The sequence below is a fragment of the Citrobacter sp. S-77 genome (assembly GCF_963864895.1).
GTDB lineage: Bacteria > Pseudomonadota > Gammaproteobacteria > Enterobacterales > Enterobacteriaceae > Citrobacter > Citrobacter murliniae.
Map to the genome: position 1 here is coordinate 1,378,326 of NZ_CAWLWU010000002.1, position 24,855 is coordinate 1,403,180.

General features: G+C 50.5%; 23 protein-coding genes. 12 read left to right on the forward strand and 11 right to left on the reverse strand.

Going from position 1 to position 24,855, the window contains the following annotated elements:
* Positions 1–24: 24 nt before the first annotated feature.
* Together moeB and moeA are read right to left on the reverse strand one after the other, a co-directional pair.
* Positions 25–774: a molybdopterin-synthase adenylyltransferase MoeB gene (gene moeB / locus AACS05_RS07095; RefSeq protein WP_045441205.1), complete on the reverse strand. Its 750-nt coding sequence runs from the start codon at positions 772–774 to the stop codon at positions 25–27.
* Complete coding sequence (moeA, locus tag AACS05_RS07100; protein ID WP_045441206.1) at positions 774–2,009, reverse strand: molybdopterin molybdotransferase MoeA; 1,236 nt, start codon at positions 2,007–2,009, stop codon at positions 774–776. The genes moeB and moeA overlap by 1 nt, the downstream gene beginning before the upstream one ends.
* A gap of 201 nt (positions 2,010–2,210) precedes the next feature.
* Here moeA and iaaA point away from each other — a divergent pair, with 201 nt between their 5' ends.
* Genes iaaA through gsiD form a run of 5 tightly spaced genes read left to right on the forward strand, consistent with a single transcriptional unit; the run spans position 2,211 to position 8,482 of the window.
* Positions 2,211–3,176 (forward strand): beta-aspartyl-peptidase, encoded by a 966-nt coding sequence (gene iaaA / locus AACS05_RS07105; RefSeq protein WP_045441207.1) that lies wholly within the window; start codon positions 2,211–2,213, stop codon positions 3,174–3,176.
* Entirely contained in the window at positions 3,163–5,034 is a 1,872-nt protein-coding gene (gene gsiA / locus AACS05_RS07110) for a glutathione ABC transporter ATP-binding protein GsiA (protein ID WP_045441208.1), read from the forward strand. Before iaaA ends, gsiA begins: the two co-directional genes overlap by 14 nt.
* A gap of 27 nt (positions 5,035–5,061) precedes the next feature.
* Positions 5,062–6,600, forward strand: a complete 1,539-nt coding sequence (gene gsiB / locus AACS05_RS07115; protein ID WP_045441209.1) for a glutathione ABC transporter substrate-binding protein GsiB — start codon at positions 5,062–5,064, stop codon at positions 6,598–6,600.
* 47 nt (positions 6,601–6,647) lie between these two features.
* Entirely contained in the window at positions 6,648–7,568 is a 921-nt protein-coding gene (gene gsiC, locus AACS05_RS07120; RefSeq protein WP_045441210.1) for a glutathione ABC transporter permease GsiC, read from the forward strand.
* Between the two features lie 2 nt (positions 7,569–7,570).
* Entirely contained in the window at positions 7,571–8,482 is a 912-nt protein-coding gene (gsiD, locus tag AACS05_RS07125) for a glutathione ABC transporter permease GsiD (protein ID WP_045441211.1), read from the forward strand.
* A 95-nt stretch (positions 8,483–8,577) separates the two neighbouring features.
* On the opposite strand, the gene rimO is transcribed toward gsiD, so the two are convergent.
* A complete protein-coding gene (gene rimO / locus AACS05_RS07130; RefSeq protein ID WP_045441212.1) occupies positions 8,578–9,885 on the reverse strand; it encodes a 30S ribosomal protein S12 methylthiotransferase RimO in 1,308 nt (435 codons plus the stop codon).
* Between the two features lie 225 nt (positions 9,886–10,110).
* Here rimO and AACS05_RS07135 point away from each other — a divergent pair, with 225 nt between their 5' ends.
* Both AACS05_RS07135 and glgP read left to right on the forward strand, forming a co-directional pair.
* A complete protein-coding gene (locus AACS05_RS07135; protein WP_223306978.1) occupies positions 10,111–10,296 on the forward strand; it encodes a glycine cleavage system protein T in 186 nt (61 codons plus the stop codon).
* Between the two features lie 53 nt (positions 10,297–10,349).
* On the forward strand, positions 10,350–12,800 hold the full coding sequence (glgP, locus tag AACS05_RS07140; protein ID WP_045441214.1) for a glycogen phosphorylase: 2,451 nt from the start codon (positions 10,350–10,352) through the stop codon (positions 12,798–12,800).
* A gap of 10 nt (positions 12,801–12,810) precedes the next feature.
* On the opposite strand, the gene AACS05_RS07145 is transcribed toward glgP, so the two are convergent.
* A complete protein-coding gene (locus AACS05_RS07145; RefSeq protein ID WP_045441215.1) occupies positions 12,811–13,758 on the reverse strand; it encodes a LysR family transcriptional regulator in 948 nt (315 codons plus the stop codon).
* Positions 13,759–13,997: 239 nt separating this feature from the next.
* Between AACS05_RS07145 and bssR the strand changes: the two genes are divergently transcribed.
* Together bssR and AACS05_RS07155 are read left to right on the forward strand one after the other, a co-directional pair.
* Positions 13,998–14,381 carry a biofilm formation regulator BssR gene (gene bssR / locus AACS05_RS07150; protein WP_045441216.1) on the forward strand — a complete coding sequence of 128 codons (384 nt, stop codon included), beginning with the start codon at positions 13,998–14,000 and terminating at the stop codon, positions 14,379–14,381.
* A 102-nt stretch (positions 14,382–14,483) separates the two neighbouring features.
* Positions 14,484–15,593, forward strand: coding sequence for a PQQ-dependent sugar dehydrogenase (locus tag AACS05_RS07155; protein ID WP_045441217.1), 1,110 nt, complete (start codon positions 14,484–14,486; stop codon positions 15,591–15,593).
* A 20-nt stretch (positions 15,594–15,613) separates the two neighbouring features.
* On the opposite strand, the gene AACS05_RS07160 is transcribed toward AACS05_RS07155, so the two are convergent.
* A complete protein-coding gene (locus AACS05_RS07160) occupies positions 15,614–16,240 on the reverse strand; it encodes a glutathione S-transferase family protein (RefSeq protein ID WP_045441218.1) in 627 nt (208 codons plus the stop codon).
* 319 nt (positions 16,241–16,559) lie between these two features.
* On the opposite strand from AACS05_RS07160, the gene dacC reads away from it, so the two are divergent.
* Positions 16,560–17,762, forward strand: coding sequence for a serine-type D-Ala-D-Ala carboxypeptidase (gene dacC, locus AACS05_RS07165; protein WP_045449513.1), 1,203 nt, complete (start codon positions 16,560–16,562; stop codon positions 17,760–17,762).
* A gap of 45 nt (positions 17,763–17,807) precedes the next feature.
* Here the strand turns inward: dacC and deoR are convergent, their stop codons facing one another.
* Positions 17,808–18,566 (reverse strand): DNA-binding transcriptional repressor DeoR, encoded by a 759-nt coding sequence (gene deoR / locus AACS05_RS07170; RefSeq protein ID WP_045441219.1) that lies wholly within the window; start codon positions 18,564–18,566, stop codon positions 17,808–17,810.
* A 66-nt stretch (positions 18,567–18,632) separates the two neighbouring features.
* Positions 18,633–19,241: an undecaprenyl-diphosphate phosphatase gene (gene ybjG / locus AACS05_RS07175; protein WP_045441220.1), complete on the reverse strand. Its 609-nt coding sequence runs from the start codon at positions 19,239–19,241 to the stop codon at positions 18,633–18,635.
* 319 nt (positions 19,242–19,560) lie between these two features.
* Between ybjG and AACS05_RS07180 the strand changes: the two genes are divergently transcribed.
* A complete protein-coding gene (locus AACS05_RS07180; protein ID WP_045441221.1) occupies positions 19,561–20,793 on the forward strand; it encodes an MFS transporter in 1,233 nt (410 codons plus the stop codon).
* A gap of 44 nt (positions 20,794–20,837) precedes the next feature.
* Here AACS05_RS07180 and AACS05_RS07185 read toward each other — a convergent pair whose 3' ends face one another.
* The 3 genes from AACS05_RS07185 to AACS05_RS07195 form a co-directional block, all read right to left on the reverse strand.
* Complete coding sequence (locus tag AACS05_RS07185; protein WP_045449517.1) at positions 20,838–21,119, reverse strand: hypothetical protein; 282 nt, start codon at positions 21,117–21,119, stop codon at positions 20,838–20,840.
* Positions 21,120–21,226: 107 nt separating this feature from the next.
* Positions 21,227–22,042 (reverse strand): Cof-type HAD-IIB family hydrolase, encoded by an 816-nt coding sequence (locus AACS05_RS07190; protein ID WP_045441222.1) that lies wholly within the window; start codon positions 22,040–22,042, stop codon positions 21,227–21,229.
* On the reverse strand, positions 22,042–23,250 hold the full coding sequence (locus AACS05_RS07195) for an MFS transporter (protein ID WP_045441223.1): 1,209 nt from the start codon (positions 23,248–23,250) through the stop codon (positions 22,042–22,044). Before AACS05_RS07195 ends, AACS05_RS07190 begins: the two co-directional genes overlap by 1 nt.
* 85 nt (positions 23,251–23,335) lie before the next feature.
* Between AACS05_RS07195 and AACS05_RS07200 the strand changes: the two genes are divergently transcribed.
* Positions 23,336–23,884, forward strand: coding sequence for a TetR/AcrR family transcriptional regulator (locus AACS05_RS07200; protein ID WP_045441224.1), 549 nt, complete (start codon positions 23,336–23,338; stop codon positions 23,882–23,884).
* Between the two features lie 5 nt (positions 23,885–23,889).
* On the opposite strand, the gene AACS05_RS07205 is transcribed toward AACS05_RS07200, so the two are convergent.
* On the reverse strand, positions 23,890–24,804 hold the full coding sequence (locus AACS05_RS07205) for a LysR family transcriptional regulator (protein WP_045441225.1): 915 nt from the start codon (positions 24,802–24,804) through the stop codon (positions 23,890–23,892).
* Positions 24,805–24,855: the final 51 nt, after the last annotated feature.

The following is a 24,855-nucleotide window of genomic DNA, read 5'->3' on the forward strand; positions in this document are numbered from 1 at the left end:
GTGTGTGTCACCGGGGGCTACATATTACTGCCCGCACACCTCGCAGCCTGGGTTACGCATTAGCTTCATTTCGCGAAACTGGCAGGTCATTGCATCGTACATCACGATCTTTCCTGTCGCTGGTTTACCGTAGTTTGCCAGTAACTTAATTGCTTCCATTGCCTGCAATGAACCGATCACGCCAATTAGCGGAGACATCACCCCGGCTTCCACGCAGGTTAAGGCGTTTTCGCCAAACAGTCGGCTCAGGCAGCGATAGCAGGCCTCTCCGTCCTGCCAGGTAAATACGCTGATTTGCCCTTCCATGCGAATTGCCGCACCGGACACAAGTGGAATCTTAGTGGCAAAACAGGCGGCATTTAGCTGATTACGCACCGCGACATTATCGGTACAATCCAGCACCAGATCATGCTCAGCAATTAGCGTATGAATAGCGGCATCATCCAGCAGCGCATTGATTGGCGTAATCGTAATATGTGGATTGATCCGCGCCAGTGCGTCTCGAGCAGACTCTACTTTTGGCATCCCTACCGTAGCATCGCTGTGAAGCGTCTGGCGCTGGAGGTTAGAAACTGAAACGGTATCAAAGTCGAGCAGGGTCAAATGCCCGATACCCGCACCCGCCAGGTACTGGGTAGCAGCACAACCAAGTCCTCCCAGACCAACGACCAGTACCCGCGCCTCTTTAAGCGCTTCCTGACCTTCAAAATCAAAGCCGCGCAGGATGATTTGCCGGTTATAGCGCATCATCTCCTGGTCGCTGAGTTCTGCCATTACAGGCCTCCAAACAGTGCGTTAAACGGTTCGACCTCTACCCACTCTCCGGCCTCCACGTTACCGCGGTCGCGCTCCAGTACAATAAAACAGTTACCCTGGCTGAAGGAGCTAAAAATATGCGAGCCCTGATGACCGGTGGTGGTGACCTCCAGTTCGCCCTCTGCCGTGCGCTGCAATACTCCGCGTTGGAAATCCAGGCGCCCTGGCGTTTTTTTCAGGCGTGATGCGGTGCGCACGCGCTGGCGAGGTGGAAGCCCGCTGGCCGTATTACCACTGAGTTTCGCTAAAAGTGGCTGCACCAGTTGATAGAAGGTGAGGGCTGCAGAAACCGGGTTGCCCGGCAGGCCGCAAAACCAGCTATTGCTTAGTTTACCGAAAGCAAATGGCTTGCCTGGCTTGATCGCCAGCTTCCAGAACGCGATCTCTCCCAGTTCTTCCAGTATGGTTTTGGTGTAGTCTGCTTCACCCACAGAAACACCGCCGGAACTGATAACCACATCGGCCTGGCTGTCAGCTTCGATAAACGCCGCGCGTAACGCATTTGGATCGTCGCGGATAATGCCTAAGTTGATTACTTCGCAGCCCAACTGTTGCAGCATGAGATGCACGGTCAGGCGGTTGGTGTCATAAATTTGTCCGTCGCCCAGCGGTTGGCCTGGCAACTGCAATTCATCACCGGTGGAGAAGAGTGCTACGCGCACTTTGCGAACCACCTGGACCTCAGCTATACCCAGCGATGCCAGCACGGGGAGTTCAGCCGTCGTCAGGCGAGTTCCTGCGGGAAAGACAACAGCGCCGTTGGAAATATCTTCGCCGCGCCGACGGATATTTTGCCCGGTGCGGACATCCGCAGTAAAACGGATGCCGCCGTCAGTTTGTTCGGTTTGTTCCTGCATCACCACCGCTTCACAACCGGCAGGAACCGGTGCGCCAGTCATAATACGAATGCAGGTTCCCGCTGGCCATTCACCATGGTAAGGCTGACCGGCAAAGGCTTTACCTGCAACAGTGAGCGGCTGACCGGATTGTAGATCCTCTACACGTACCGCGTAGCCGTCCATTGCCGAGTTATCAAATCCCGGTACATCACAAGGGGAGACTACGTCAGTTGCCAGAATGCGACCGAAGCATTGAACCAGGGGCAACGTTTCGACTGCGGTGAGTGGGGTAATAGACGACAGCATCTGAGTGAGTGCCGTTTCGAGCGGCATCAGTCCGGTGGTAAATTCCATGAGAAGACTCCTGCGAGGCAAAATCGAATCTGGCCATTATGTCAGAAAACAGGCGTCGACAGTATGCCACCTCAGTCTTAGGTGCGGGGCTTTATCTTTACATGACGTCTGCATCTTTCTATATTCAAAAATCGAATCAATAACTCACAGAATTTCTGATATTTATAACCCCGATACCAGCCACCTTAATGGACGATAAAAATGAGCAAAGCAGTCATTGCAATTCACGGTGGTGCTGGCGCAATAACCCGCTCACAACTGAGTCAGGAGCAGGAGTTACGTTATATACAGGCGCTGTCAGATATCGTTGAGGTGGGGCAACGGATGCTTGAAGCGGGTCAAAACGCGCTGGATGTCGTCACCGAAGCCGTACGTCTGCTTGAAGAGTGCCCTCTGTTCAATGCCGGAATTGGTGCGGTGTTTACCCGTGATGAAACCCATGAGCTGGATGCTTGCGTTATGGACGGTAATACGCTGAAGGCGGGAGCTGTTGCCGGGGTTAGCCACCTGCGAAACCCGATCCTTGCTGCTCGTCTGGTGATGGAGCACAGTCCGCATGTCATGATGGTGGGGGAAGGGGCGGAAAATTTTGCCATTGCGCAGGGAATGACGCGCGTTGCTGCCGATATTTTCTCTACACCAGAGCGTTTTGCACAGCTTGTGGCGGCGCGTACGGCGGATGAGACGATACTTGATCATAGTGGTTCGCCATTGGACGAACGCAATAAAATGGGGACCGTCGGTGCGGTAGCGCTGGATCAGTACGGCAATCTGGCTGCTGCGACATCAACGGGTGGTATGACCAACAAATTGCCGGGGCGCGTCGGTGACAGTCCGCTGGTCGGTGCGGGGTGTTATGCCAATAATGCCAGTGTTGCTGTCTCCTGTACGGGAACTGGCGAAGTATTTATTCGTGCGCTGGCGGCTTATGACATTGCGGCGCTGATGGATTATGGCGGTCTGAGCTTATCAGAGGCGTGCGAGCGCGTGGTGATGGAGAAATTACCGGCGTTGGGCGGCAGCGGTGGGCTAATCGCCGTCGATCATGAAGGTAACGTCGCTTTACCGTTTAATAGTGAAGGCATGTACCGTGCCTGGGGATATGCTGGCGATACGCCAACTACCGGTATTTACCGGGAGAAAGGAGATACCGTTGCCACACAGTGATGAGCTTGATGTCAGCGATGTGCTGGCGGTCAGCAACCTGAATATTGCCTTTGAGCAGGAGCAGCAACGTATCAGCGCGGTGCGTAATCTGTCATTTCGCCTGAAGCGTGGAGAAACGCTGGCGATTGTTGGCGAATCCGGTTCAGGGAAATCAGTAACTGCTTTGTCACTAATGCGTCTGATAGAACAGGCGGGCGGTGAAGTAAGTTGCGATGAGATGCTGCTTCGGCGACGTAACCGACAGGTAATTGAGCTCGGTGAACAAAGCGCCTCGCAGATGCGTCATGTACGCGGTGCGGATATCGCGATGATCTTCCAGGAGCCGATGACGTCACTCAACCCGGTGTTTACCGTTGGCGAACAGATTGCCGAGTCTATTCGCTTACATCAGGGCGCAAATCGTGAAGATGCGATGGCGGAGGCCAAACGAATGCTCGACCAGGTGCGTATTCCCGAGTCGAGGGCCATTTTATCGCGCTACCCGCATCAGCTTTCCGGCGGCATGCGTCAGCGGGTGATGATTGCGATGGCGCTCTCTTGCCGTCCTGCGGTATTGATTGCTGATGAGCCGACAACTGCGCTGGATGTCACTATTCAGTCACAGATCCTTCAGCTGATTAAAGTGTTACAGCAGGATATGTCCATGGGGGTGATATTTATCACCCACGATATGGGGGTTGTTGCCGATATAGCCGATCGTGTGCTGGTAATGTATCAGGGGGAAGCTGTAGAAACCGGCAGCGTTGAACAGATTTTTCACGCCCCCCAACATCCCTACACTAAAGTGCTTCTGGCAGCCGTACCGCAGCTTGGAGCGATGAGCGGGCATGACCTTCCGCGTCGCTTTCCGCTTATTTCCCTGCATGATCCTGACCATATTGAACCAGAGACTGAACAGGACACCGTGGTTGAGGGGGAGCCGATTTTGCGGGTACGCAATCTGGTGACGCGTTTTCCATTGCGTAGCGGCATTCTTAATCGCGTAACTCGCGAAGTTCATGCAGTAGAAAACGTCAGCTTTGATCTCTGGCCCGGTGAAACGCTATCGCTGGTTGGGGAGTCAGGCTGCGGTAAGTCCACCACCGGGCGCGCGTTGTTGCGTCTGGTGGAGTCCCAGCGTGGGGAGATAACGTTCAACGGCCAACGTATTGATACGCTGGCGGCCAGCAAGCTGCAGCCGCTGCGCCGGGATATACAATTTATCTTCCAGGATCCTTATGCATCACTGGATCCTCGCCAGACGGTAGGATATTCGATTCTGGAACCGCTGCGGGTTCATGGTTTACTGCAAGGCGATGCAGCGGCAAAACGCGTGGCATGGTTGCTGGAGCGTGTTGGCTTGCTTCCTGAGCATGCCTGGCGTTATCCGCATGAATTTTCAGGCGGGCAGCGTCAGCGCATTTGCATTGCCCGGGCGCTGGCGCTGAATCCGAAAGTGATTATCGCCGATGAGTCTGTTTCCGCACTGGATGTCTCAATTCGTGGACAGATTATCAACCTGTTGCTCGACCTGCAGCGCGAAATGGGTATCGCATACCTGTTTATTTCTCACGATATGGCGGTAGTAGAGCGTATCAGTCACCGTGTGGCAGTGATGTATCTGGGACAAATTGTAGAAATTGGGACCCGGCGGGCGGTGTTTGAAAATCCTCAACATCCCTATACCCGAAAATTGATGTCGGCAGTACCAGTCGCCGACCCATCTCATCACCGGCCGCAGCGCGTACTGCTGTCGGATGATATCCCCAGCAATATCCGCAAACGCGGTGAAGAAATCTTCCCCGTCTCACTCCAGTTAGTTGGGCCGGGGCATTATGTTGCGCGTTCGCAAGCGGATAATGCGCTTTCGCGTTTATAACAGGCAGGCAGGGTTCAGGAGAATAACATGACAAAAATTGTTGCTCGAAAATGGCTGGTTGCTCTGGGGGTAGCCTCTGCACTGGCTGCGTCTCCTTCCTGGGCTGCCAAAAATGTGGTGGTGGCGGTAGGGTCTAATTTCACTACGCTCGATCCGTATGATGCGAACGATACGCTGTCACAGGCGGTGGCGAAGTCGTTTTATCAGGGATTGTTCGGTCTTGATAAAGAGATGAAACTGAAAAACGTGCTGGCGGAAAGCTACACCGTTTCCGCCGATGGCCTGACGTACCTCGTCAAACTGCGCCAGGGCGTGAAGTTTCAGGATGGGACCGACTTCAATGCCGCAGCGGTAAAAGCCAACCTTGATCGAGCCAGTAATCCGGAAAACCATCTTAAACGCTACAATTTGTATAAGAATATTGATAAAACCGAGGCCGTCGATCCGTCTACGGTGAAGATCACGCTAAAACAACCGTTCTCTGCATTTATCAATATCCTGGCGCATCCGGCAACGGCGATGATTTCACCAGCAGCACTGGAAAAGTACGGCAAGGATATTGGTTTCCATCCTGTTGGTACCGGCCCTTATCAACTGGATACCTGGAATCAGACCGATTTTGTTAAGGTGAAGAAGTTCCCAGGCTACTGGCAGCAGGGATTGCCAAAGCTTGATACGATTACCTGGCGTCCGGTAACGGACAACAATACCCGTGCGGCAATGTTGCAGACGGGTGAAGCCCAGTTTGCTTTCCCGATCCCTTACGAGCAGGCTGCGTTACTGGCGAAGAACAAAAATCTGCAACTGGTTGCCAGCCCGTCAATAATGCAGCGTTATATCAGTATGAACGTCACGCAAAAACCGTTCGACAACCCGAAGGTGCGCGAGGCGCTGAATTATGCCATCAACCGTCAGGCGCTGGTGAAAGTAGCTTTTGCCGGTTACGCGACGCCAGCGACAGGCGTTCTTCCTCCGGCGATTGCCTACGCACAAAGCTATACGCCGTGGCCTTACGATCCGGCAAAGGCACGTGAATTGTTAAAAGAGGCGGGTTATCCCAACGGGTTTACCACCACACTGTGGTCGTCGCATAACCACAGCACCGCGCAGAAAGTTCTGCAATTTACGCAGCAGCAGTTAGCGCAGGTGGGCATTAAAGCACAGGTCACGGCGATGGATGCCGGACAGCGAGCCGCCGAAGTTGAAGGGAAGGCGCAGAAAGAGAGTGGGGTGCGGATGTTCTACACCGGCTGGTCAGCGTCTACGGGCGAGGCTGACTGGGCGCTGTCGCCGCTGTTTGCTTCACAAAACTGGCCGCCAACCTTGTTTAATACGGCGTTCTACAGTAACAAGCAGGTGGACAGCGATTTATCGGCAGCATTGCAGACCAACGATCCGGCGCAAAAAGCGCAGTTGTACAAAGACGCGCAAGATATCATCTGGAAAGAGTCGCCGTGGATCCCGTTAGTGGTGGAAAAACTGATCTCTGCGCACAGTACAAATTTGACCGGATTCTGGATTATGCCGGATACCGGATTTAGTTTTGATGATGCGGATTTGCAATAAGCTATTCATTTGGCCCCTGAATAACGGGGGCCGCCGAAGGGAGTCTGATGCTTAACTATGTTTTCAAGCGCCTGCTGGGGCTAATTCCAACCCTGTTGATTGTCGCGGTGCTGGTGTTTTTATTTGTCCACCTGCTGCCAGGCGACCCTGCCCGACTGATTGCCGGGCCGGAGGCCGACGCTGAGGTTATTGAACTGGTGCGCCAACAGTTGGGTCTGGACCAGCCGCTGCATGTTCAGTTCTGGCATTACATCACTAACGTTTTGCAGGGCGATTTCGGGACATCAATGGTCTCCCGTCGGCCGGTGGCTGAAGAGATTGCCAGCCGCTTTATGCCGTCCCTGTGGCTGACGATCGCCAGTATGGCGTGGGCGGTTTTATTTGGTATGACGGCGGGGATCATCGCCGCCGTATGGCGCAACCGTTGGCCGGACAGGGTGAGCATGGCGCTGGCGGTAACGGGGATATCTTTCCCGGCCTTTGCGCTTGGTATGCTGTTGATGCAGATATTCTCCGTTGAGCTGGGCTGGTTACCGACCGTTGGCGCAGACACCTGGCTGCATTATATCCTGCCTTCCATCACTCTCGGTGCAGCGGTGGCGGCGGTGCTTGCACGTTTTACCCGTGCCTCGTTTGTCGATGTGCTTAGCGAAGATTACATGCGCACTGCTCGTGCGAAAGGGGTAAGTGAAACCTGGGTGGTGTTAAAACACGGTCTGCGAAACGCAATGATTCCGGTCGTTACGATGATGGGATTGCAGTTCGGTTTTTTGCTTGGTGGCTCAATTGTGGTTGAGAAAGTGTTCAATTGGCCCGGGCTTGGGCGATTGTTGGTAGACTCTGTTGAAATGCGAGACTATCCGGTGATTCAGGCCGAGGTTCTGTTATTTTCTCTGGAGTTTATTCTTATTAACTTAGTGGTGGATGTGCTCTATGCCGCCATTAATCCCGCTATCAGGTACAAGTAAGGATGCGATTTTTTAACTGGCGCCGGCAGGCGATTTTAAATGCGATGCCCCTCGTGAAGCCTGAACAGATCCGTACGCCATGGCATGAGTTCTGGCGTCGTTTTCGTCGCCAGCACGTGGCGATGATCGCCGGGATATTTGTGCTGGCCCTGATCCTGGTCGCGATATTTGCCCGCTGGCTGACGCCGTTTGATGCCGAGAATTACTTCGATTATGACCGTCTGAATGACGGCCCGTCGATGATGCACTGGTTTGGCGTCGATTCATTGGGTAGAGATATTTTCAGCCGCGTGTTGGTCGGTGCGCAAATCTCGCTGGCTGCGGGAGTCTTTGCCGTCTTTATTGGCGCGGCGATAGGGACGGTATTGGGACTGGTGGCGGGCTATTACGAAGGCTGGTGGGATCGGCTGATTATGCGCATCTGCGATGTGCTGTTCGCCTTTCCTGGTATTTTGCTGGCAATTGCGGTGGTGGCGGTGCTGGGAAGTGGCATTGCTAACGTCATCATTGCTGTCGCAGTCTTCTCCATTCCGGCCTTCGCCCGTCTGGTGCGAGGGAATACGCTGGTACTTAAGCAACAGACGTTTATTGAGTCGGCGCGTAGCATCGGTGCCAGCGATATAACTATCATCTTCAACCATATTCTGCCGGGAACCGTCTCCTCGATTGTGGTCTTTTTTACCATGCGTATCGGGACATCGATTATTTCAGCCGCGAGTTTGTCATTTCTTGGGTTAGGTGCTCAGCCGCCAACGCCGGAGTGGGGGGCTATGCTTAACGAAGCGCGGGCAGATATGGTGATCGCGCCGCACGTGGCGATTTTCCCGGCAGTAGCTATATTCCTGACGGTACTGGCGTTTAATATGTTGGGAGATGGCCTGCGCGACGCGCTGGACCCTAAGATAAAGGGATAAACCGTAGGCCTGATAAGATGCTTTAGCATCGCTATCAGGCATTGCCAGATGTCAGCATAAATGGCTTATCCGGCCTACGGTTCTGTTACGTGTGTTTAGACGCGGGAGCCCCACAGATCGTATTCGTCTGCGTTTTCAACTTTCACGCGGATGATATCGCCTGGTTTCACGTTGGTTTCCCCATTCATGTACACCGCGCCGTCGATTTCAGGTGCGTCTGCCATGCTACGGCCAATGGCGCCTTCTTCGTCAACTTCATCAACGATGACCATAATTTCGCGACCTACTTTTTCCTGCAAACGTTCAGCAGAGATCTGCTGCTGAAGTTGCATAAAGCGGTTCCAGCGCTCTTCCTTCACCTCTTCCGGGATTTGATCCGGCAGATCATTTGCGCCAGCACCCTCAACCGGGCTGTACTTAAAGCAACCAACGCGATCCAGGCGCGCTTCTTTCAGGAAGTCGAGCAGCATCTGGAAGTCTTCTTCTGTTTCACCCGGGAAGCCGACGATGAATGTCGATCGCAGAGTCAGCTCAGGGCAGATTTCACGCCATTGTTTAATACGCGCTAATTGTCTGTCCACAGAGCCAGGTCGCTTCATCAGCTTGAGAATACGCGGGCTGGCATGCTGCAGTGGGATGTCCAGATACGGCAGGATTTTACCTTCCGCCATCAGTGGAATTACGTCGTCAACGTGCGGGTACGGGTAGACGTAATGCAAACGGGTCCAGATACCCAGTTTTGACAGTTGCTCACACAGGTCAACCATGCTGGTTTTTACTGGTTCGCCGTTATGAAAACCAGTGCGATGCTTCACATCCACGCCGTAAGCAGAAGTATCCTGGGAGATTACCAGGATCTCTTTCACACCGGCATCAACCAGGCGTTTAGCTTCGCTGAGTACGTCGCCGATCGGACGGCTCACCAGATCACCACGCATAGATGGAATAATGCAGAATGTGCAGCGGTGGTTACAGCCTTCTGATATTTTCAGATAGGCGTAGTGACGCGGAGTCAGTTTGACGCCCTGCTCAGGTACCAGGCTCTGGAAGGGGTTATGCTTCGGCTTTGGCACATAGTGGTGAACATGCTCAAGAACCTGTTCGTAGCTATGTGGCCCGGTGATTTCCAGCACCTTCGGGTGAACTTCACGGATCTGATCGACTTTCGCGCCCAGACAGCCGGTGACAATCACCTTGCCGTTTTCGTTCAGCGCTTCGCCAATCACTTCCAGTGACTCTTGTACCGCACTGTCGATAAAGCCGCAGGTGTTAACGATAACCATATCCGCGTCGTCGTAGCTCGGTACAACATCATAACCTTCAGTACGAAGTTCAGTCAGGATGCGTTCGGAATCGACGAGGTTTTTCGGACAACCTAGTGATATAAAACCAATTTTTGCCATTTTCTTATACTGTACATTGCTCGTAATCGGGGGATTATACAGATGCCTTCACGCTACATCTATATCTGATAGCGAGAAGACGAACAGAATAAAGGGGAATTAATAGAATATCTGCTGGTGAAAGGTGTTTAGAGAGTCTAATTCCGGCTTTAAGTGCTACTTCTTGGCTATAGAAACGCATTGGCGTAAATTTTATTCCGTCGAGCGTTATCAATGAGGTTAAATTTGAAAGATATTGTTTTGCAGGCCAAACTTGAAATGGCTAAAACACTTTATGCTAATGGCGTGAGTTTATATTATATCTCTCTCGCGACAGGTCTAACTTGGCGTATTTTAATGGCAGAATTAAGTTTTATTACTCGCCACGAAGTTATCCTGCAAAAAAGTAAAAATCGAAAACCTGAGCTTTAAATAATTCGCCTGTCGATGTCTCATCCTACAATATTCTGAAAGGTAATGTTGATATGTATATTTCGCCACTTCCGGTCGCTGCAGATTCTGATGTTGATAAACTTAGAGATGATATTGCGAATAAACTCTTATTTACGATTGGTAAGGATCCCGCAATCGCGACAAAACGGGAGTGGCTAAATGCAACGTTATACGCCGTGCGCGATCGAATGGTCGAACGCTGGCACCGCTCTAACCGGGCCCAGTTTTCTCAGGATGCCCGCCAGGTTTACTATTTATCGATGGAATTTCTGATTGGACGCACTCTTTCCAACGCGTTGCTTTCTTTAGGTCTGTACGATGAAGTGAACTGCGCGCTTGAAGCTATGGGGCTGGATCTGGAAGAACTGATCGATGAAGAAAATGACCCTGGGTTAGGTAATGGCGGTCTCGGACGTCTGGCTGCCTGTTTCCTCGATTCGCTGGCGACGCTTGGGCTGCCGGGATGCGGATATGGTATTCGTTATAATTACGGTATGTTCAAACAAAATATCGTAAATGGAGTACAAAAAGAGTCTCTGGACTATTGGCTGGAATACGGGAATCCGTGGGAATTCAAACGACATAATACGCATTATAAAGTGCGTTTCGGTGGTCGCATTCAGCAGGAAGGGAATAAAACCCGGTGGATTGAAACCGAGGATATTCTGGCTGTGGCGCACGATCAAATTGTGCCCGGCTACGCGACAGACACCACCAATACATTACGCTTGTGGAATGTGCAGGTTAACAGCGAGGTTAATTCTGGCAAACTGAATCTGAATGATGATTTTTCTATTGAAGTGGAAAACAAATACCACTTTGAGAGGATCTCGCGGGTGCTATACCCGGACGACTCTACCGATGCTGGCCGTGAATTACGCTTACGACAGGCTTATTTCCTGGCGTCCGCAACAGTTCAGGATATTCTGAGTCGTCATTATCAGTTGCACAAAACCTACCATAATCTGGCAGATAAAATCGCAATCCATCTTAATGATACTCATCCGGTACTGGCGATCCCTGAACTGATGCGTTTATTGATCGATCAGCATCAGTTTTGCTGGGAAGATGCGTTTGATGTGACCTGTCAGATCTTTTCCTATACCAATCATACCCTGATGAGCGAAGCGCTGGAGACATGGCCGGTGGAGATGCTGAGCAGACTCCTGCCTCGTCATTTGCAGATTATTTTTGAAATTAACGATCGGTTCCTGAAATCGGTGAGCGATAAATATCACGATAATAGTGAGTTACTAAAACGTGTATCGCTGATTGATGAATCTAATGGTCGCGTGGTGCGTATGGCCTGGCTGGCCGTTGTTGTCAGCCATAAAGTCAATGGCGTGTCGGCATTGCATTCAAAACTGATGACGGAATCCTTGTTTGCTGATTTCGCACGTATTTTCCCTATGCGTTTTACTAATGTAACTAATGGTGTTACGGCCAGGCGTTGGCTGGCCCTGGCGAATCCTCCACTTGCCAGCGTGCTGGATGAGCATATTGGTCATACCTGGCGTACCAGACTTATTCAGCTTGGCGAATTGAAGCAGTACATCGATTATCCGTCCGTGAATGAGGCGGTGCATCGGGCGAAGCGGGAAAATAAACAGCGGTTGGCACACTACATTGCCACACAATTTGGTGTGGTAGTGAATCCTGATGCTTTGTTTGACGTGCAAGTAAAGCGTATCCACGAGTACAAGCGGCAATTACTGAATGTGCTCCACATCATCACCCGTTATAACCGCATTAAAGCTGCGCCGGATGCCAATTGGGTACCTCGTGTGAATATTTTTGCGGGAAAAGCCGCTTCGTCGTACTACATGGCGAAACAAATTATTCGCTTAATTAACGATGTGGCGCAGCGGGTCAATAACGATCCGCAAATTGGTGGCAGGTTGAAAGTGGTGTTTATACCGGATTACAGCGTCAGTCTGGCGCAATTGATCATTCCGGCCGCAGATCTGTCTGAACAGATTTCGTTGGCCGGTACTGAAGCTTCCGGGACCAGTAATATGAAGTTTGGGCTTAATGGCGCGTTAACAATCGGTACGCTGGACGGGGCGAACATTGAGATGCGGGAGTATGTCGGCGAAGATAACATCTTTATCTTTGGGAATACGGCACAAGAAGTAGAAGCCTTACGACAAAGCGGTTATAGCCCCAGAGCTATTTTTGAGAACGATATTGAGCTGCACCAGGTACTGACTCAAATAGGTACTGGCATGTTCAGTCCACAGGAACCAGGGCGATATCAGAATATACTGGATTCGTTGATTAACTTTGGCGACCATTATCAGGTTTTAGCGGATTATCGTAGCTATGTAGATTGCCAGGATGCGGTGGACGATTTGTATTGTAATCCTCGTGAATGGACGACAAAAACGCTGCATAATATTGCCAATATGGGTTACTTTTCTTCAGACAGAACGGTACAGGAATATGCTGATAACATCTGGCGTATTACCAAAATACACGTTTAACCTTTAATGACTACAGGTGCCCTTCCAGGTTTTCAGGACCGGGAGGCGCTTGTAATTCAGCCAGAATGGGAGCCAGTATCTTATGGGTACTGGTTTCTTTACGCGATGAAGCATAAATACTAAATTGCGGTAACGGGAATGGTGTGTTTATTTTTTTTAACCCGTAAAGTTTTGCGTGAGTGTTAAATACTTTTTCCGGGATCACGCCTACACATTGTGTATTAGATACAATGGTGAGTATTGCTGTAAAAGAAGAGGTTAGCAGGCAGCGCTCTCCAGTTCTGAATTTCTTATCAACGATGCTTCTGTGGTAAATAATCTTTTCATTTTTTGTGTTATAGCCGACGAGATTTGCGCGTCGGAACATTTCTTCACTAATCGAATTCTCATACAACGTATTATTCTGTGAAGCGGCCAGTACCAGGCGCATATCACATATTTTTTGGCAGGAGATCCCCCCTGATTCAACCGAAAAGGTTGAAAAAACAACATCCGCCTGCCGCATGTTTAACAACTCAATAATGCTTTGCTCATTTAAATCGGCGGTAAGATGCAGGAGGCTAATATCAGCGTCAGTGTTGATTATTTTGGCTGTGACATCGGGAATAACGATCGGAGAAATAAAAGATTCAGTGTACAGAGTAAGTCTTTTTTTTGTTGCCGGGGACGAATGTGGCATCAGCAGTGAGAGTTTATCGATAATTGGGATCGTATTGTCATAAAGCTCGTCGGAATAGACTGTCGGCAACAGAGCATTGCCGCTGCGGACAAATAAGTTATCCCCCATTAATTCGCGTAGCTTCCTTAATGATTGGCTGACGGCAGAGGGCGAAATATTCAGCATGTCAGCGACCCTGCTGATACTGCCTACGCTATAGATCAAACAGAAAATCGTCAGCAGATTGAGGTCTATCTTTGATAGCGTGCGTATTTTTTCTGCATCATTTGCTTTTGACATAGTCCCCTCATGCTAAGCGTCGCGCAGTAATCCCACAGGTATAGCAAAAAATGACCGGTAAGTCAGAGATCTGAGGGAGGTTGTCTCTCCGTGAGCACAACGACTCTGTCCGCAGCTACAGGTTGTAACATTGTAAATTATGTTAATCAATTAGGGTTTATTGATATAGAGCATCAATTTGTTCAAAAAACAACCATACTATTAAGTTGCACTATAGTTGGAAAGAGGAGGAACAAAGTATGGTTGTTGACAGACTGAGAACCGATCTTCTCAACAAGTTGATAAACGCCCGCATCGACCTCGCCGCTTATCTGTTGTTGAGGAAGGCGAAAGGCTACATGTCAGTCAGCGAGAACGATCGTCTGCGTGATGGTTTTTTTGCACTGAATCGCGAACTACACGATCAATCACAGCTCCACGGTATGCATCTTGATCAGGAAGAGTGGAATGCCCTTCATCGTGCTGAAGGGGCGTTAGCCGCCGCCGCTGTTTGTCTTATGAGTGGACATCATGACTGTCCAAATTTTATTGCTGTTAACGCAGAGAAACTTGAAAACTGCCTGACAACGCTGACGCTGAGTATCCAAAGCTTGCAGAGCTACTCAACATTGGAACACGTCTGAACCAGGGGGAGGGCGCTCCCCCTTTTCGTTAATATTATGTAAAAGTAGCAGGATATCTCCTCCTGCTGGCTACGCTTTATGCAGAGCCATTAAGGAGGTGTTATGCGTCGACTCTTTCTCTGTGTTGCCTCGTTTGCGTTACTTTCCCCTTTTGCCGGTGCTGAACTGTCTGCTGTGAAGGTTGAAGTGTTGCAAACCAAACTTGACCATCCCTGGTCACTTGCTTTTTTACCTGATAATCGCGGCATACTCATTACGCTTCGGGGAGGACAACTTCGACTCTGGCAACCCGGTAAGGGGCTTTCAGATCCGCTGACCGGTGTGCCAAAGGTTTGGGTAAATGGACAGGGAGGATTACTCGACGTGGTGTTAGCGCCGGATTTTGAACACTCCCGGCGGGTTTGGCTCAGTTATGCTGAAGCCAACCATGAAGGGAAAGCAGGGACAGCCGTAGGCTACGGACGACTGAGTGATGACCTCAAGCATCTGGAGGGATTCAAGGCGATTTTTCGCCAAATGCCTAAACTCTCAACCGGAAACCATTTTGGCGGACGCATGGTGTTTGATGGCAAAGGTTATCTGTTTATTGGACTGGGAGAGAATAATCAGCGTTCTACCGCTCAGGATCTGGATAAGTTGCAAGGCAAGGTTGTGCGTCTGACCGAGCAGGGCAAAATTCCGTCAGACAATCCCTTTGTGAATCAGGCTGGTGCTCGTCCTGAAATTTGGTCGTACGGCATTCGTAATCCGCAGGGCATGGCGATGAATCCCTGGAGTGAGGTGTTGTGGTTAAATGAGCATGGTCCACGCGGAGGCGATGAAATTAATGTCCCCGAAAAAGGTAAAAACTATGGCTGGCCGATAGCGACCTGGGGTGTTAACTACAGTGGTTTTAAAATTCCGGAATCACAGGGCGAAATAGTCGACGGTACTGAACAACCCGTCTTTTACTGGGAAAAATCTCCCGCAGTCAGCGGAATGGCTTTTTATAACCGCGATACCTTCCCGCAGTGGCAGCAGAAACTGTTTATTGGCGCGTTGAAAGAACAGGACGTGATCGTGTTAAGCGTCAACGGGAATAACGTGACGGAGGACGGACGCATTTTGCGGGAAAGGGGGCAACGGATCCGTGATGTGCGTGTCGGACCAGACGGTTATTTATATGTGTTAACCGACGAGTCCGACGGGGAATTACTTAAGGTGAGTCCCTGAATATTGCATCATTGACGCTATTAGCTGACTGGGATCATGACCACTTTCTGGAATGCCGGACGCTCGGTGAGCTGCTGATACCAGCGTTCAAGATGAGGTCGGTGGGTCCAGCTCAGGCCGACGTTAAACAGGTTATAGATGAACGGCGCGACGGCAATATCGCCGGTACCAAATTCAGCCCCGGAGAACCATGGTTGGTTTGCCAGCGCGTCGTCAAGAATGCTAAACAGGTTATCGCAAACCTTCGCCCCTGCGTCGATGGCTGCCTGGTCACGTTGTTCAGCCGGTGTTCTGACCAGACCGAATAAAATCACCCGGTGTGCAGGACTCAACGTCTGGTTAGCCCAGTCCATCCATTTTTCGCCTTCAGCGCGCTTTGCCGGAGCATCAATCCACAAACGCTTTTGCCCGTACTGGGCAGCCAGATAGCGGACAATGGTGTTGGATTCCCACAGTAATACGTCGGTTTCATCATCGCGCAGTAGCGGAACCAGGCCGTTGGGATTCATTGCCAGATAGTCCGCATCGTGGTTAATGCCATGCTGCCCGCCCGCCAGGATTTGGGTATACGGTAGTTCCAGTTCTTCGAGCGTCCACAACACTTTCTTTACGTTGGTCGAGTTATTTCGACCCCACAGTGTAATCATAGTAACTCCGCAAATTAATTGAGCAGCTTTATGTCTGCATTCGGCATCTGACAGGTTCACATGGTGGGGTAAACCTAATATTTACGCAACAAGGTGTAAAAAAATCGTGATGGGGGCAGCGCAGCGCAATGTTATTGCATAAACTTTAAAAACTTTACCAACTTACGGTTTCTTTAAGCTCGTTAGTGCGTTATTACTCACCGCACTTATTTTACACGTCATCCATCAGGCCTCTTCTGCGTTGGTTGGGCCGATGCAGTTTGTGTAAACACGGTGTGTTATGACGTGGTTTTTTGGAATGGATACTCGGGTGGCATTTATGACGCAATACTTCTCTTCCCTTCGCAGCCTGGCTGCAGGTTCAGCACTCTTATTCCTTTTTGCACCAACCGCACAGGCGGTGGAGCAACCAACGGCCCCGCCGAGCGTGGATGCGCGGGCGTGGATCTTAATGGATTACGCCAGCGGCAAGGTTCTGGCGGAAGGCAATGCTGACGAGAAACTGGACCCAGCCAGTCTGACTAAAATTATGACCAGCTATGTGGTTGGTCAGGCGCTGAAGGCGGGGAAAATTAATCTGACTGACATGGTGACCGTGGGGAAAGATGCCTGGGCGACGGGCAACCCGGCCCTGCGTGGATCTTCGGTGATGTTCCTGAAGCCTGGCGATCAGGTAGCGGTGTCCGATCTGAATAAGGGCATTATCATCCAGTCCGGTAATGATGCCTGTATCGCTCTGGCAGATTACGTGGCCGGTAGTCAGGAATCCTTTATTGGTTTGATGAACGGCTACGCGCAAAAACTGGGACTGACCAACACCACTTTCCAGACGGTACATGGTCTGGATGCGCCAGGGCAGTTCAGTACCGCGCGTGATATGGCGTTGCTGGGCAAAGCGTTAATCCACGATGTGCCAGAAGAGTACGCCATCCATAAAGAGAAAGAGTTTACCTTCAATAAAATTCGCCAACCGAACCGCAACCGCCTGTTGTGGAGCACCAACCTGAATGTTGATGGTATGAAAACGGGTACCACTACAGGTGCGGGATATAACCTGGTGGCCTCCGCGACGCAAGGTGATATGCGCCTGATCTCCGTGGTGTTAGGGGCGAAAACCGATCGTATTCGTTTCAATGAGTCAGAAAAACTGCTCACGTGGGGCTTTCGTTTCTTTGAAACCGTTACACCGATCAAGCCGGATGCAACTTTCGTGACCCAGCGCGTCTGGTTTGGTGATAAGAGTGAAGTCAATCTGGGGGCTGGAGAAAGCGGATCTGTGACTATCCCACGTGGTCAGCTTAAAAACCTGAAGGCCAGCTTTACTCTGACTGAACCGCAATTAACCGCTCCGTTGAAGAAAGGCCAGGTTGTCGGAACTATCGACTTCCAGCTTAACGGGAAATCTATTGAACAGCGTCCGTTGATGGTGATGGAAGCGGTTGAAGAGGGCGGATTCTTTAGCCGGATGTGGGACTTTGTGATGATGAAGTTCCACCAGTGGTTTGGTGGCTGGTTCTCTTAATTTCAGTCATTGCCGGATGGCGTTATCGCTGTCCGGCAAACCCCATCAATACATCAGCTTAATATGCTGTGCTTTAGCGTAATTAACAAATTCATCGTCAGGACGGTTATCACTGATGATGGTATTAAAGCGTTTTAATTCTCCCATCCGTGCGGGACGCACCTTGCCAAATTTACTGTGATCTACCACCAGAACGTGATATTGCGCCATCGACATCGCCCAATGTTTAACCGGTAACTCTTCCAGGTTAAAACAGGTCGCGCCCTTGTCAATATGAACGCCAGCGGCGGAGTAAAAGGCAATATCCGGGCACAGGTTATTCAGTGTTTCCTGGAAATCGAGTGGTTTGAAAATCGCATTGCTGGCATGGAATTCACCCCCACACAGGATGACGCGACACTGTGGTTTTTCCTGTAGTGCCAGAAACGTATTCAGCGAGTAACAGATAGCTGTGAAGGGCAGTTCATTATCTATCGCTTCGATGATCCACGGCGTAGTTGTACCGCAGTCAAAAAAAATTGTCTGATGCGCCTGAACGAGGCTTGCAGCCTGCTGCGCGGCGCGCCGTTTTTCATCCACCAGGCGGGATTTTTGGTCGCTGATTAGGTAGTGGCTGGCGCTGCGGGGTTCCAGAACAATATAACCCCCAAGCAATACCACAGGGGCATTGTTATTGTTCAGATCGCGACGGATGGTCATCTCAGATACGCCCAACAGCGTCGCGGCTTCTTTAAGGTGTAATTTATCGCTGCGTTTCAGTGCCTGCAGCAATTGACCAATACGCTCGTCGCGTCGTGTTTCCATATTTCCCCTGATGAGTAGAGTATGCGATCAGTATCGCGCGCCTAATACTACTCTTTTTACCAAGGGTTAGTCACGCACCCAGCCCTTACGGATGGGCAGGGCGAAGCAGGTGCGATAGCACGCTTGCAAACCGTTATACAGAGGGTCGCCAAATCGTTGCCAGATCATCTGTGCACTCAGGCAGCCGATCAGGCCTGCCAGCAATCCGCCCAGCATATCCAGCGGCCAGTGTACGCCGAGGTAAACCCGCGACCAGGCAATTGCGACAGCGATGACCATCAACAGTGCGCCAGACCAGAGGCGATGCCAGAACAAAAACGCCAGCGCAAAGGTAAAAATGACCGTACCGTGATCGCTTGGGAAAGAGTCATCTGGCGCATGGTGCAGGAAGTTGTAACCAATATGATTAACGAACGGACGATCGTGCGGGAAAAGATGGCCCATCAGCCACGAAATGGTTAAACCGACGATCAGCGCGATCGCCATTTTTATAACCAACTGACGCTGAATGATAACACGGCTACGCGGGCCCCAAAGCCAGAGTACAACGGCTAATATCGGTACGATATTGATCAGATCTTTGGCGATAAAAATGGCAAGCGAGATCGCCCACTGCGCAGAGTCTGGCGTGGCGTTGATCAGGTAAAAAAGCGAGTTATTCAGATTTTCCAGCATAACATCCAGACTCAGTACAGTGTTTAAAAAAAGGGCGAGCAATGCGCCTCATATCCGTATCAGACAGATCATAAAATCGCGGCCACCTGAGAAAAAGTGGTTTTGTCTTATTTATCTGTTAAATGAAGAGTTTTAATACAGCTATTGAGATTTAATCACCATGATAACGACTTCAACTTAAATTAACCTTAACGCGGGAGGATATTGTGAAAACGAGTGTAAAAATGTGCGCATTTTGCTTTCAATTCACATAATTCACTATCACCAGTTCGGCGCATTTATTACACTTTGCGCGTTTTTTCATTTGTTAAGAGACTGCATGCAGAACCGTTTATCTTCAGGCGCCCGTTTGGGGCGTCAGGCATTACTTTTCCCTCTCTGTCTGGTGCTTTACGAATTCTCTACTTATATCGGTAACGATATGATCCAGCCCGGAATGTTGGCAGTAGTGGAGCAATATCAGGCTGGATTAGATTGGGTTCCAACTTCCATGACTGCTTATCTGGCTGGTGGCATGTTTTTGCAATGGCTGCTTGGGCCGCTGTCGGATCGCATAGGCCGTCGCCCGGTGATGTTAACCGGTGTTGTCTGGTTCATTATTACCTGCCTGGCGACGCTGTTTGCGCAGAATATTGAGCAATTTACCTTCCTGCGTTTTTTGCAAGGGATCAGCCTGTGCTTTATTGGCGCGGTGGGCTATGCCGCAATTCAGGAATCCTTTGAAGAGGCGGTCTGTATTAAAATTACCGCACTCATGGCGAATGTGGCGCTGATTGCACCTTTGTTGGGGCCGTTAGTCGGAGCCGCCTGGGTGCATGTTCTTCCGTGGGAAGGGATGTTTGTTCTGTTTGCGGCACTGGCGGCCATCGCCTTTTTTGGCTTACAGCGCGCGATGCCTGAAACGGCAACCCGGCTGGGTGAAAAGCTATCCATTAAAGAGCTTGGCAAAGATTACAAACTGGTGCTTAAAAACGTGCGTTTTGTCGCCGGAGCACTGGCGCTGGGCTTTGTCAGCCTGCCGTTACTGGCCTGGATTGCGCAGTCCCCGATTATCATTATTAGTGGTGAACATCTCAGCAGCTATGAATATGGTCTGTTACAGGTGCCGATTTTTGGTGCGCTGATTGCCGGGAATCTGGTGCTGGCTCGTCTGACTTCGCGGCGCACAGTACGATCGCTGATTATTCTGGGCGGTTGGCCAGTTGCTGTGGGGTTGATTATCGCTGCGGCAGCCACGGTGGTTTCTTCCCATGCTTATCTGTGGATGACGGCAGGTTTGAGTATTTATGCTTTTGGTATAGGTGTGGCGAATGCAGGTCTGGTGCGCCTGACACTGTTTGCCAGCGAAATGAGCAAAGGGACTGTTTCAGCCGCAATGGGCATGCTACAGATGCTGATTTTTACCGTCGGTATTGAGTTGAGCAAACATGCGTATCTGAACGGTGGAAACGGCTTATTTAGCCTGTTTAATCTGGCAAGCGGTATAATTTGGCTGGTCCTGATGTTTATCTTCCTGAAGGATAAACGGGTCGGAGATTCCCGGGAAGGATAGGAATTCAATGCCTGATAGTTGTTCGCTATCAGGCATTGAAAGTGTTAGTGATGGTCGTCGATTTGATGTTCGATAATCATCCCTTCGCCAACGCTGGCAACATGACGTGCATAAGGATGCGCACGATAAACGGGGGCAGGTGCGGGGGCCGGTGCAACATAGACCGTTTGCGGTGCGGTCGTGACGCTTACCGCCTGTGGAACACTCACGGAAGAAGGGACCACCACCACTTTATACCCGTCTGGCACATCAACGGTTACGCTCTGCGCCATTGTCGTTCCCGCAACCCCCAGCAACAATGCTGCCATCAGTACACTTTTCTTCATCATCAGTTCACCTGAAATGTTCACTGGAGGTAATTATCCAGCGGGTTAATTTGATGCGGATTATGAAGAGATCATCCCAACGTTTTGTTGCCGTCCGTGCTAAGAGATTATTGTGTAAACGGCGCTTCGTTTTTGAGCACACGATCGATAATATCCAGCACGCCTTCTTCGTTATTTGAACCCGCGCGATATTTTGCCGCCGCGACCACCGTGTCTTTGGCGTTTGCCATCGCAAAACTAAAGCCCGCCTGGCGCAGCATCTCAATATCATTTCCACCATCGCCAAATACCACGACTTCATCGTCGGTAATATTCCAGCGTTTTTGTAGCAGACGCAGACCGTTTGCCTTATGCACTCCTGGAATAATTAAATCAATGCTGCCGTAGCCCGTATGAACCGGAACCATAATATCGCCAATTGCGTTATGGAGGTCCGCCTGAACCTGGGGGATACGATCGTCTGAGATATTCAACCCGAATTTGAAGAATACGTCGTTGATGTTGTCAAAGTTATCTACAAATTCAAGACGATGATAGTACATAGCCGCGACCGATTTTAGTTCATCACTGTATTGCTTCAGTGTGTAGGCGCTGCTTTTCCCGCAGGCAATAATGTCGATGTCCGTTCGCGTCAACAAATGTTCCACGACGACATCAAAATCATCCTTTGCCAGCTCACCGTTAAATACATCTTCCTCTTCGCTGACCACCCAGCCGCCGTTTTCCGCCACAAATGAGATTTCGTGAGCCAGTTCGGGGAAAAAGGAGATTAACTGGTAATACTGGTTACCGCTGGCGACAACAAAGCGGATCCCTTGTTTTTTCATCTGATGATACTGCGCCATGAACCGCTCACGGTTGTAGGTCTTTTGGTCACTTAAAAAAGTACCGTCCATATCTACCGCAATTAACTTGATACCCATTAGCCGTTCTCCATCGCAGTTTGAGTTTTTGAATCTGGTTTGGCGACAGCTTTCGCCACAATAGCCGCTACCAGCACCAGTGCCAGCACGACTAACATTGCGCTGCGTAATCCGTAGTGTTCACCCAGATAGCCCAACAGCGGCGGTCCAACCAGGAAGGCCAGGTAGCCGGTAGTCGCAACCACGCTCACGCGGGTTGGGGCATCGGGACCGGTATCACTGGCCGCCGAAATAGTCAGTGGGAAGCCAAGCGATGCGCCAAGTCCCCACAGGATGACGGAAACGCCCGCTAACCACGAGCTATCAACAAAAATAATCAGGCTAATCCCAAGCGCCCCCATTAGCGCGCTAGCACGCACGACAGCGACGCGGCTGTAACGGTCGATAAACCAGCCGCCAGTGAACCGTCCGACGGTCATTCCCAGCGTAAAACCGGCATAAATCAATGAACCGGATGTCGGGCTAAAGCCATGTCCGTCCACCATCAATAGCGGAAGCCAGTCGTTGGCGGAACCCTCGGCAAAAGCCATTGCCAGAACCACTACGCCGATGAGCAACAACTGGATATCACGGTAAAAAGGTAGCCCCTTTTCGCTCGAATGAGATCCGTCGGTGGCATTTTTGCCCGTGCCGTCAGGAATGGCTTTTATGGCGATGAATATTGGGGTAATCGTGACTACCGCCGCCAGCAGAATATGTACAGTCGCCGGTATGCTAAGGGCGGTAAGAATCATCCCGACGCCGGCACCGGCAAGAGTTCCCAGACTGTAAAAGCCATGCATCATCGGCAGAACGGTTTTGTTCATTTCGCGCTCAACTGCCGCGCCTTCAACGTTAATGGCAACTTCTGCGGCACCAAAGCTGGCACCAAATACGGCCAAACCAAATGCAAAAAACCATGGTGAGTGCAACCATAGCGCCAGGCTGAGGACCATCATTCCTGTGACTGCGCAAGACATGGTGGTGCGAATCACCTTTCGTGTGCCAAATCGTTTCACCAGCCAGGCCGAACATAGAATGCCACTCATCGAACCAATAGAGAGTCCAAACAATACTGCGCCCATTTCCGCAGTGGAAATGGAGAGGATATCTCTGATGGCTGGGGTACGCGTTGCCCAGGAAGCCATTAATAATCCTGGTAAAAAGAAGAATGTGAATAGCGCCCAGGTACGGCGTCTTAGGGCTTTGCGTGATGAGATGCCTGTCATGAATTCGAGCCAAAGAGAAGAGGAAAGAAGACAACATTAGCAAGGTTGTGTACATTTGTACATAAATGTACTCAGAGGAAATACAGTGCGACGCGCGAACGATCCACAACGGCGGGAAAAAATAGTTCAGGCTACTCTGGAAGCGATAATAACCCATGGTATTCATGCGGTTACACACCGCAAAATCGCAATAATTGCTCAGGTACCCTTGGGTTCTATGACTTATTACTTTTCGGGAATGGATGAGCTTTTAATGGCGGCATTTGGTCGTTTCACTGAAACCATGTCGCAGCAATATCAGGCATTCTTTGATGACGTTTCAAATGCGTCGCAGGCCTGTCATGCCATTACCAGTATGATCTACAGTTCACAGGTCACCACGCCGGACAATATGGAGCTAATGTACCAGCTTTATGCTTTTGCCAGCCGAAAACCAGCACTGAAAATGGTGATGCAAAACTGGATGCTACGCAGTCAGCAAACGTTAGAGCAGTGGTTCGATCCGGCCACGGCTCGGGCTCTGGATGCGTTTATTGAAGGGATGACTCTGCACTTTGTGACGGATAAAACGCCACTGCGTCGAGAAGATATTCTGGTTATGGTTGAACGTATTGCAGGGCTGCCGCAGGCGTGATTTTCTTAAAACGAACTGTCGAGGCGGGTAATCGCCTGACGTAAAAAGTCGATGACTCTCCGGGTTTCTGTTGTCAGCGGTTGATTCGCATTTGTCACGGTCCCGACATCCATATACGTAATAAAATCATCAATCGTTCTGCGCATGACGCGTAATCCGTCCAGCGACCAGGGGCGATATACCAGATCTGACAAAATAGTTATTCCTCTGCCTTTGGCGACCAGGCTGCGTATCGCCTCAAAAGAATTACTGCGAAAACAGATGTCAGGCGCGTAGCCACGCTGTTGCCAGTAGTCTGTGATGACGTCGGGATACTTGTCGGTTTCCAGCAGTAAAAACGGTAGCTTCACGACATCTTTCAGACGGATTGCTGGCTGGCTTTGCAACGGGTGCCCGATTGAGCTCCACAGGCGTCGTTGTGAGCGAATGAAGGTTTCGATTTTCAGGTCAGCGTCGTGGCTGATATTCGAAGTCAGTAGCAGGCAAAAATCAACGTTCTTTTGTCGCAGCGCCTGAACTAACTCTGGCGCTGTATCTTCATGAAAAATGATCTCCAGCAGCGGAAAACGGCGTTCAATGTCATCAAGTATATCCGGGATAAGATAGGCGGAGAGCGTTTCGGCAACCCCAATACGCACCGTACCGCAGAGGAGATCACTCCTGTCATGCAGGGCGTCAACGGCGGCCCGGCTACTGTTGATGATGTTACAGGCATGAGCCAGAAAGCGCTCACCCTCAGCGGTTAGCTTCACACCTTTGGGATATCGTACAAATAATTGTGCGTCTAATGCTTCTTCCAGGTTCCGCATGGCGATGGTCATCGATGACTGAGAGATATGACAACGTGCTGCTGCTTTGGAAATTTGTAATGTTTCGGCGAGCGCGATGTAAAACTCAAGTTGCCTTAGCGTGAATTTCATAGTTTTAATCTATGCACATGGATGAAAACGTTATATTAGCATTCATTCGGA

Excerpts from the sequence above, each read along its gene's own strand:
- AACS05_RS07185 (WP_045449517.1), bottom strand. The coding sequence starts at position 21,119 with ATGAAGAAAAGTGTACTGATGGCAGCATTGTTGCTGGGGGTTGCGGGA.
- deoR (WP_045441219.1), bottom strand. The coding sequence starts at position 18,566 with ATGGAAACACGACGCGACGAGCGTATTGGTCAATTGCTGCAGGCACTG.
- gsiC (WP_045441210.1), top strand. The coding sequence starts at position 6,648 with ATGCTTAACTATGTTTTCAAGCGCCTGCTGGGGCTAATTCCAACCCTG.
- AACS05_RS07190 (WP_045441222.1), bottom strand. The coding sequence starts at position 22,042 with ATGGGTATCAAGTTAATTGCGGTAGATATGGACGGTACTTTTTTAAGT.
- glgP (WP_045441214.1), top strand. The coding sequence starts at position 10,350 with ATGTATATTTCGCCACTTCCGGTCGCTGCAGATTCTGATGTTGATAAA.
- moeA (WP_045441206.1), bottom strand. The coding sequence starts at position 2,009 with ATGGAATTTACCACCGGACTGATGCCGCTCGAAACGGCACTCACTCAG.
- AACS05_RS07180 (WP_045441221.1), top strand. The coding sequence starts at position 19,561 with ATGCAGAACCGTTTATCTTCAGGCGCCCGTTTGGGGCGTCAGGCATTA.
- moeB (WP_045441205.1), bottom strand. The coding sequence starts at position 774 with ATGGCAGAACTCAGCGACCAGGAGATGATGCGCTATAACCGGCAAATC.
- gsiB (WP_045441209.1), top strand. The coding sequence starts at position 5,062 with ATGACAAAAATTGTTGCTCGAAAATGGCTGGTTGCTCTGGGGGTAGCC.
- rimO (WP_045441212.1), bottom strand. The coding sequence starts at position 9,885 with ATGGCAAAAATTGGTTTTATATCACTAGGTTGTCCGAAAAACCTCGTC.
- iaaA (WP_045441207.1), top strand. The coding sequence starts at position 2,211 with ATGAGCAAAGCAGTCATTGCAATTCACGGTGGTGCTGGCGCAATAACC.
- AACS05_RS07195 (WP_045441223.1), bottom strand. The coding sequence starts at position 23,250 with ATGACAGGCATCTCATCACGCAAAGCCCTAAGACGCCGTACCTGGGCG.
- bssR (WP_045441216.1), top strand. The coding sequence starts at position 13,998 with ATGGTTGTTGACAGACTGAGAACCGATCTTCTCAACAAGTTGATAAAC.
- gsiD (WP_045441211.1), top strand. The coding sequence starts at position 7,571 with ATGCGATTTTTTAACTGGCGCCGGCAGGCGATTTTAAATGCGATGCCC.
- AACS05_RS07145 (WP_045441215.1), bottom strand. The coding sequence starts at position 13,758 with ATGTCAAAAGCAAATGATGCAGAAAAAATACGCACGCTATCAAAGATA.
- AACS05_RS07160 (WP_045441218.1), bottom strand. The coding sequence starts at position 16,240 with ATGATTACACTGTGGGGTCGAAATAACTCGACCAACGTAAAGAAAGTG.
- dacC (WP_045449513.1), top strand. The coding sequence starts at position 16,560 with ATGACGCAATACTTCTCTTCCCTTCGCAGCCTGGCTGCAGGTTCAGCA.
- AACS05_RS07155 (WP_045441217.1), top strand. The coding sequence starts at position 14,484 with ATGCGTCGACTCTTTCTCTGTGTTGCCTCGTTTGCGTTACTTTCCCCT.
- AACS05_RS07205 (WP_045441225.1), bottom strand. The coding sequence starts at position 24,804 with ATGAAATTCACGCTAAGGCAACTTGAGTTTTACATCGCGCTCGCCGAA.
- ybjG (WP_045441220.1), bottom strand. The coding sequence starts at position 19,241 with ATGCTGGAAAATCTGAATAACTCGCTTTTTTACCTGATCAACGCCACG.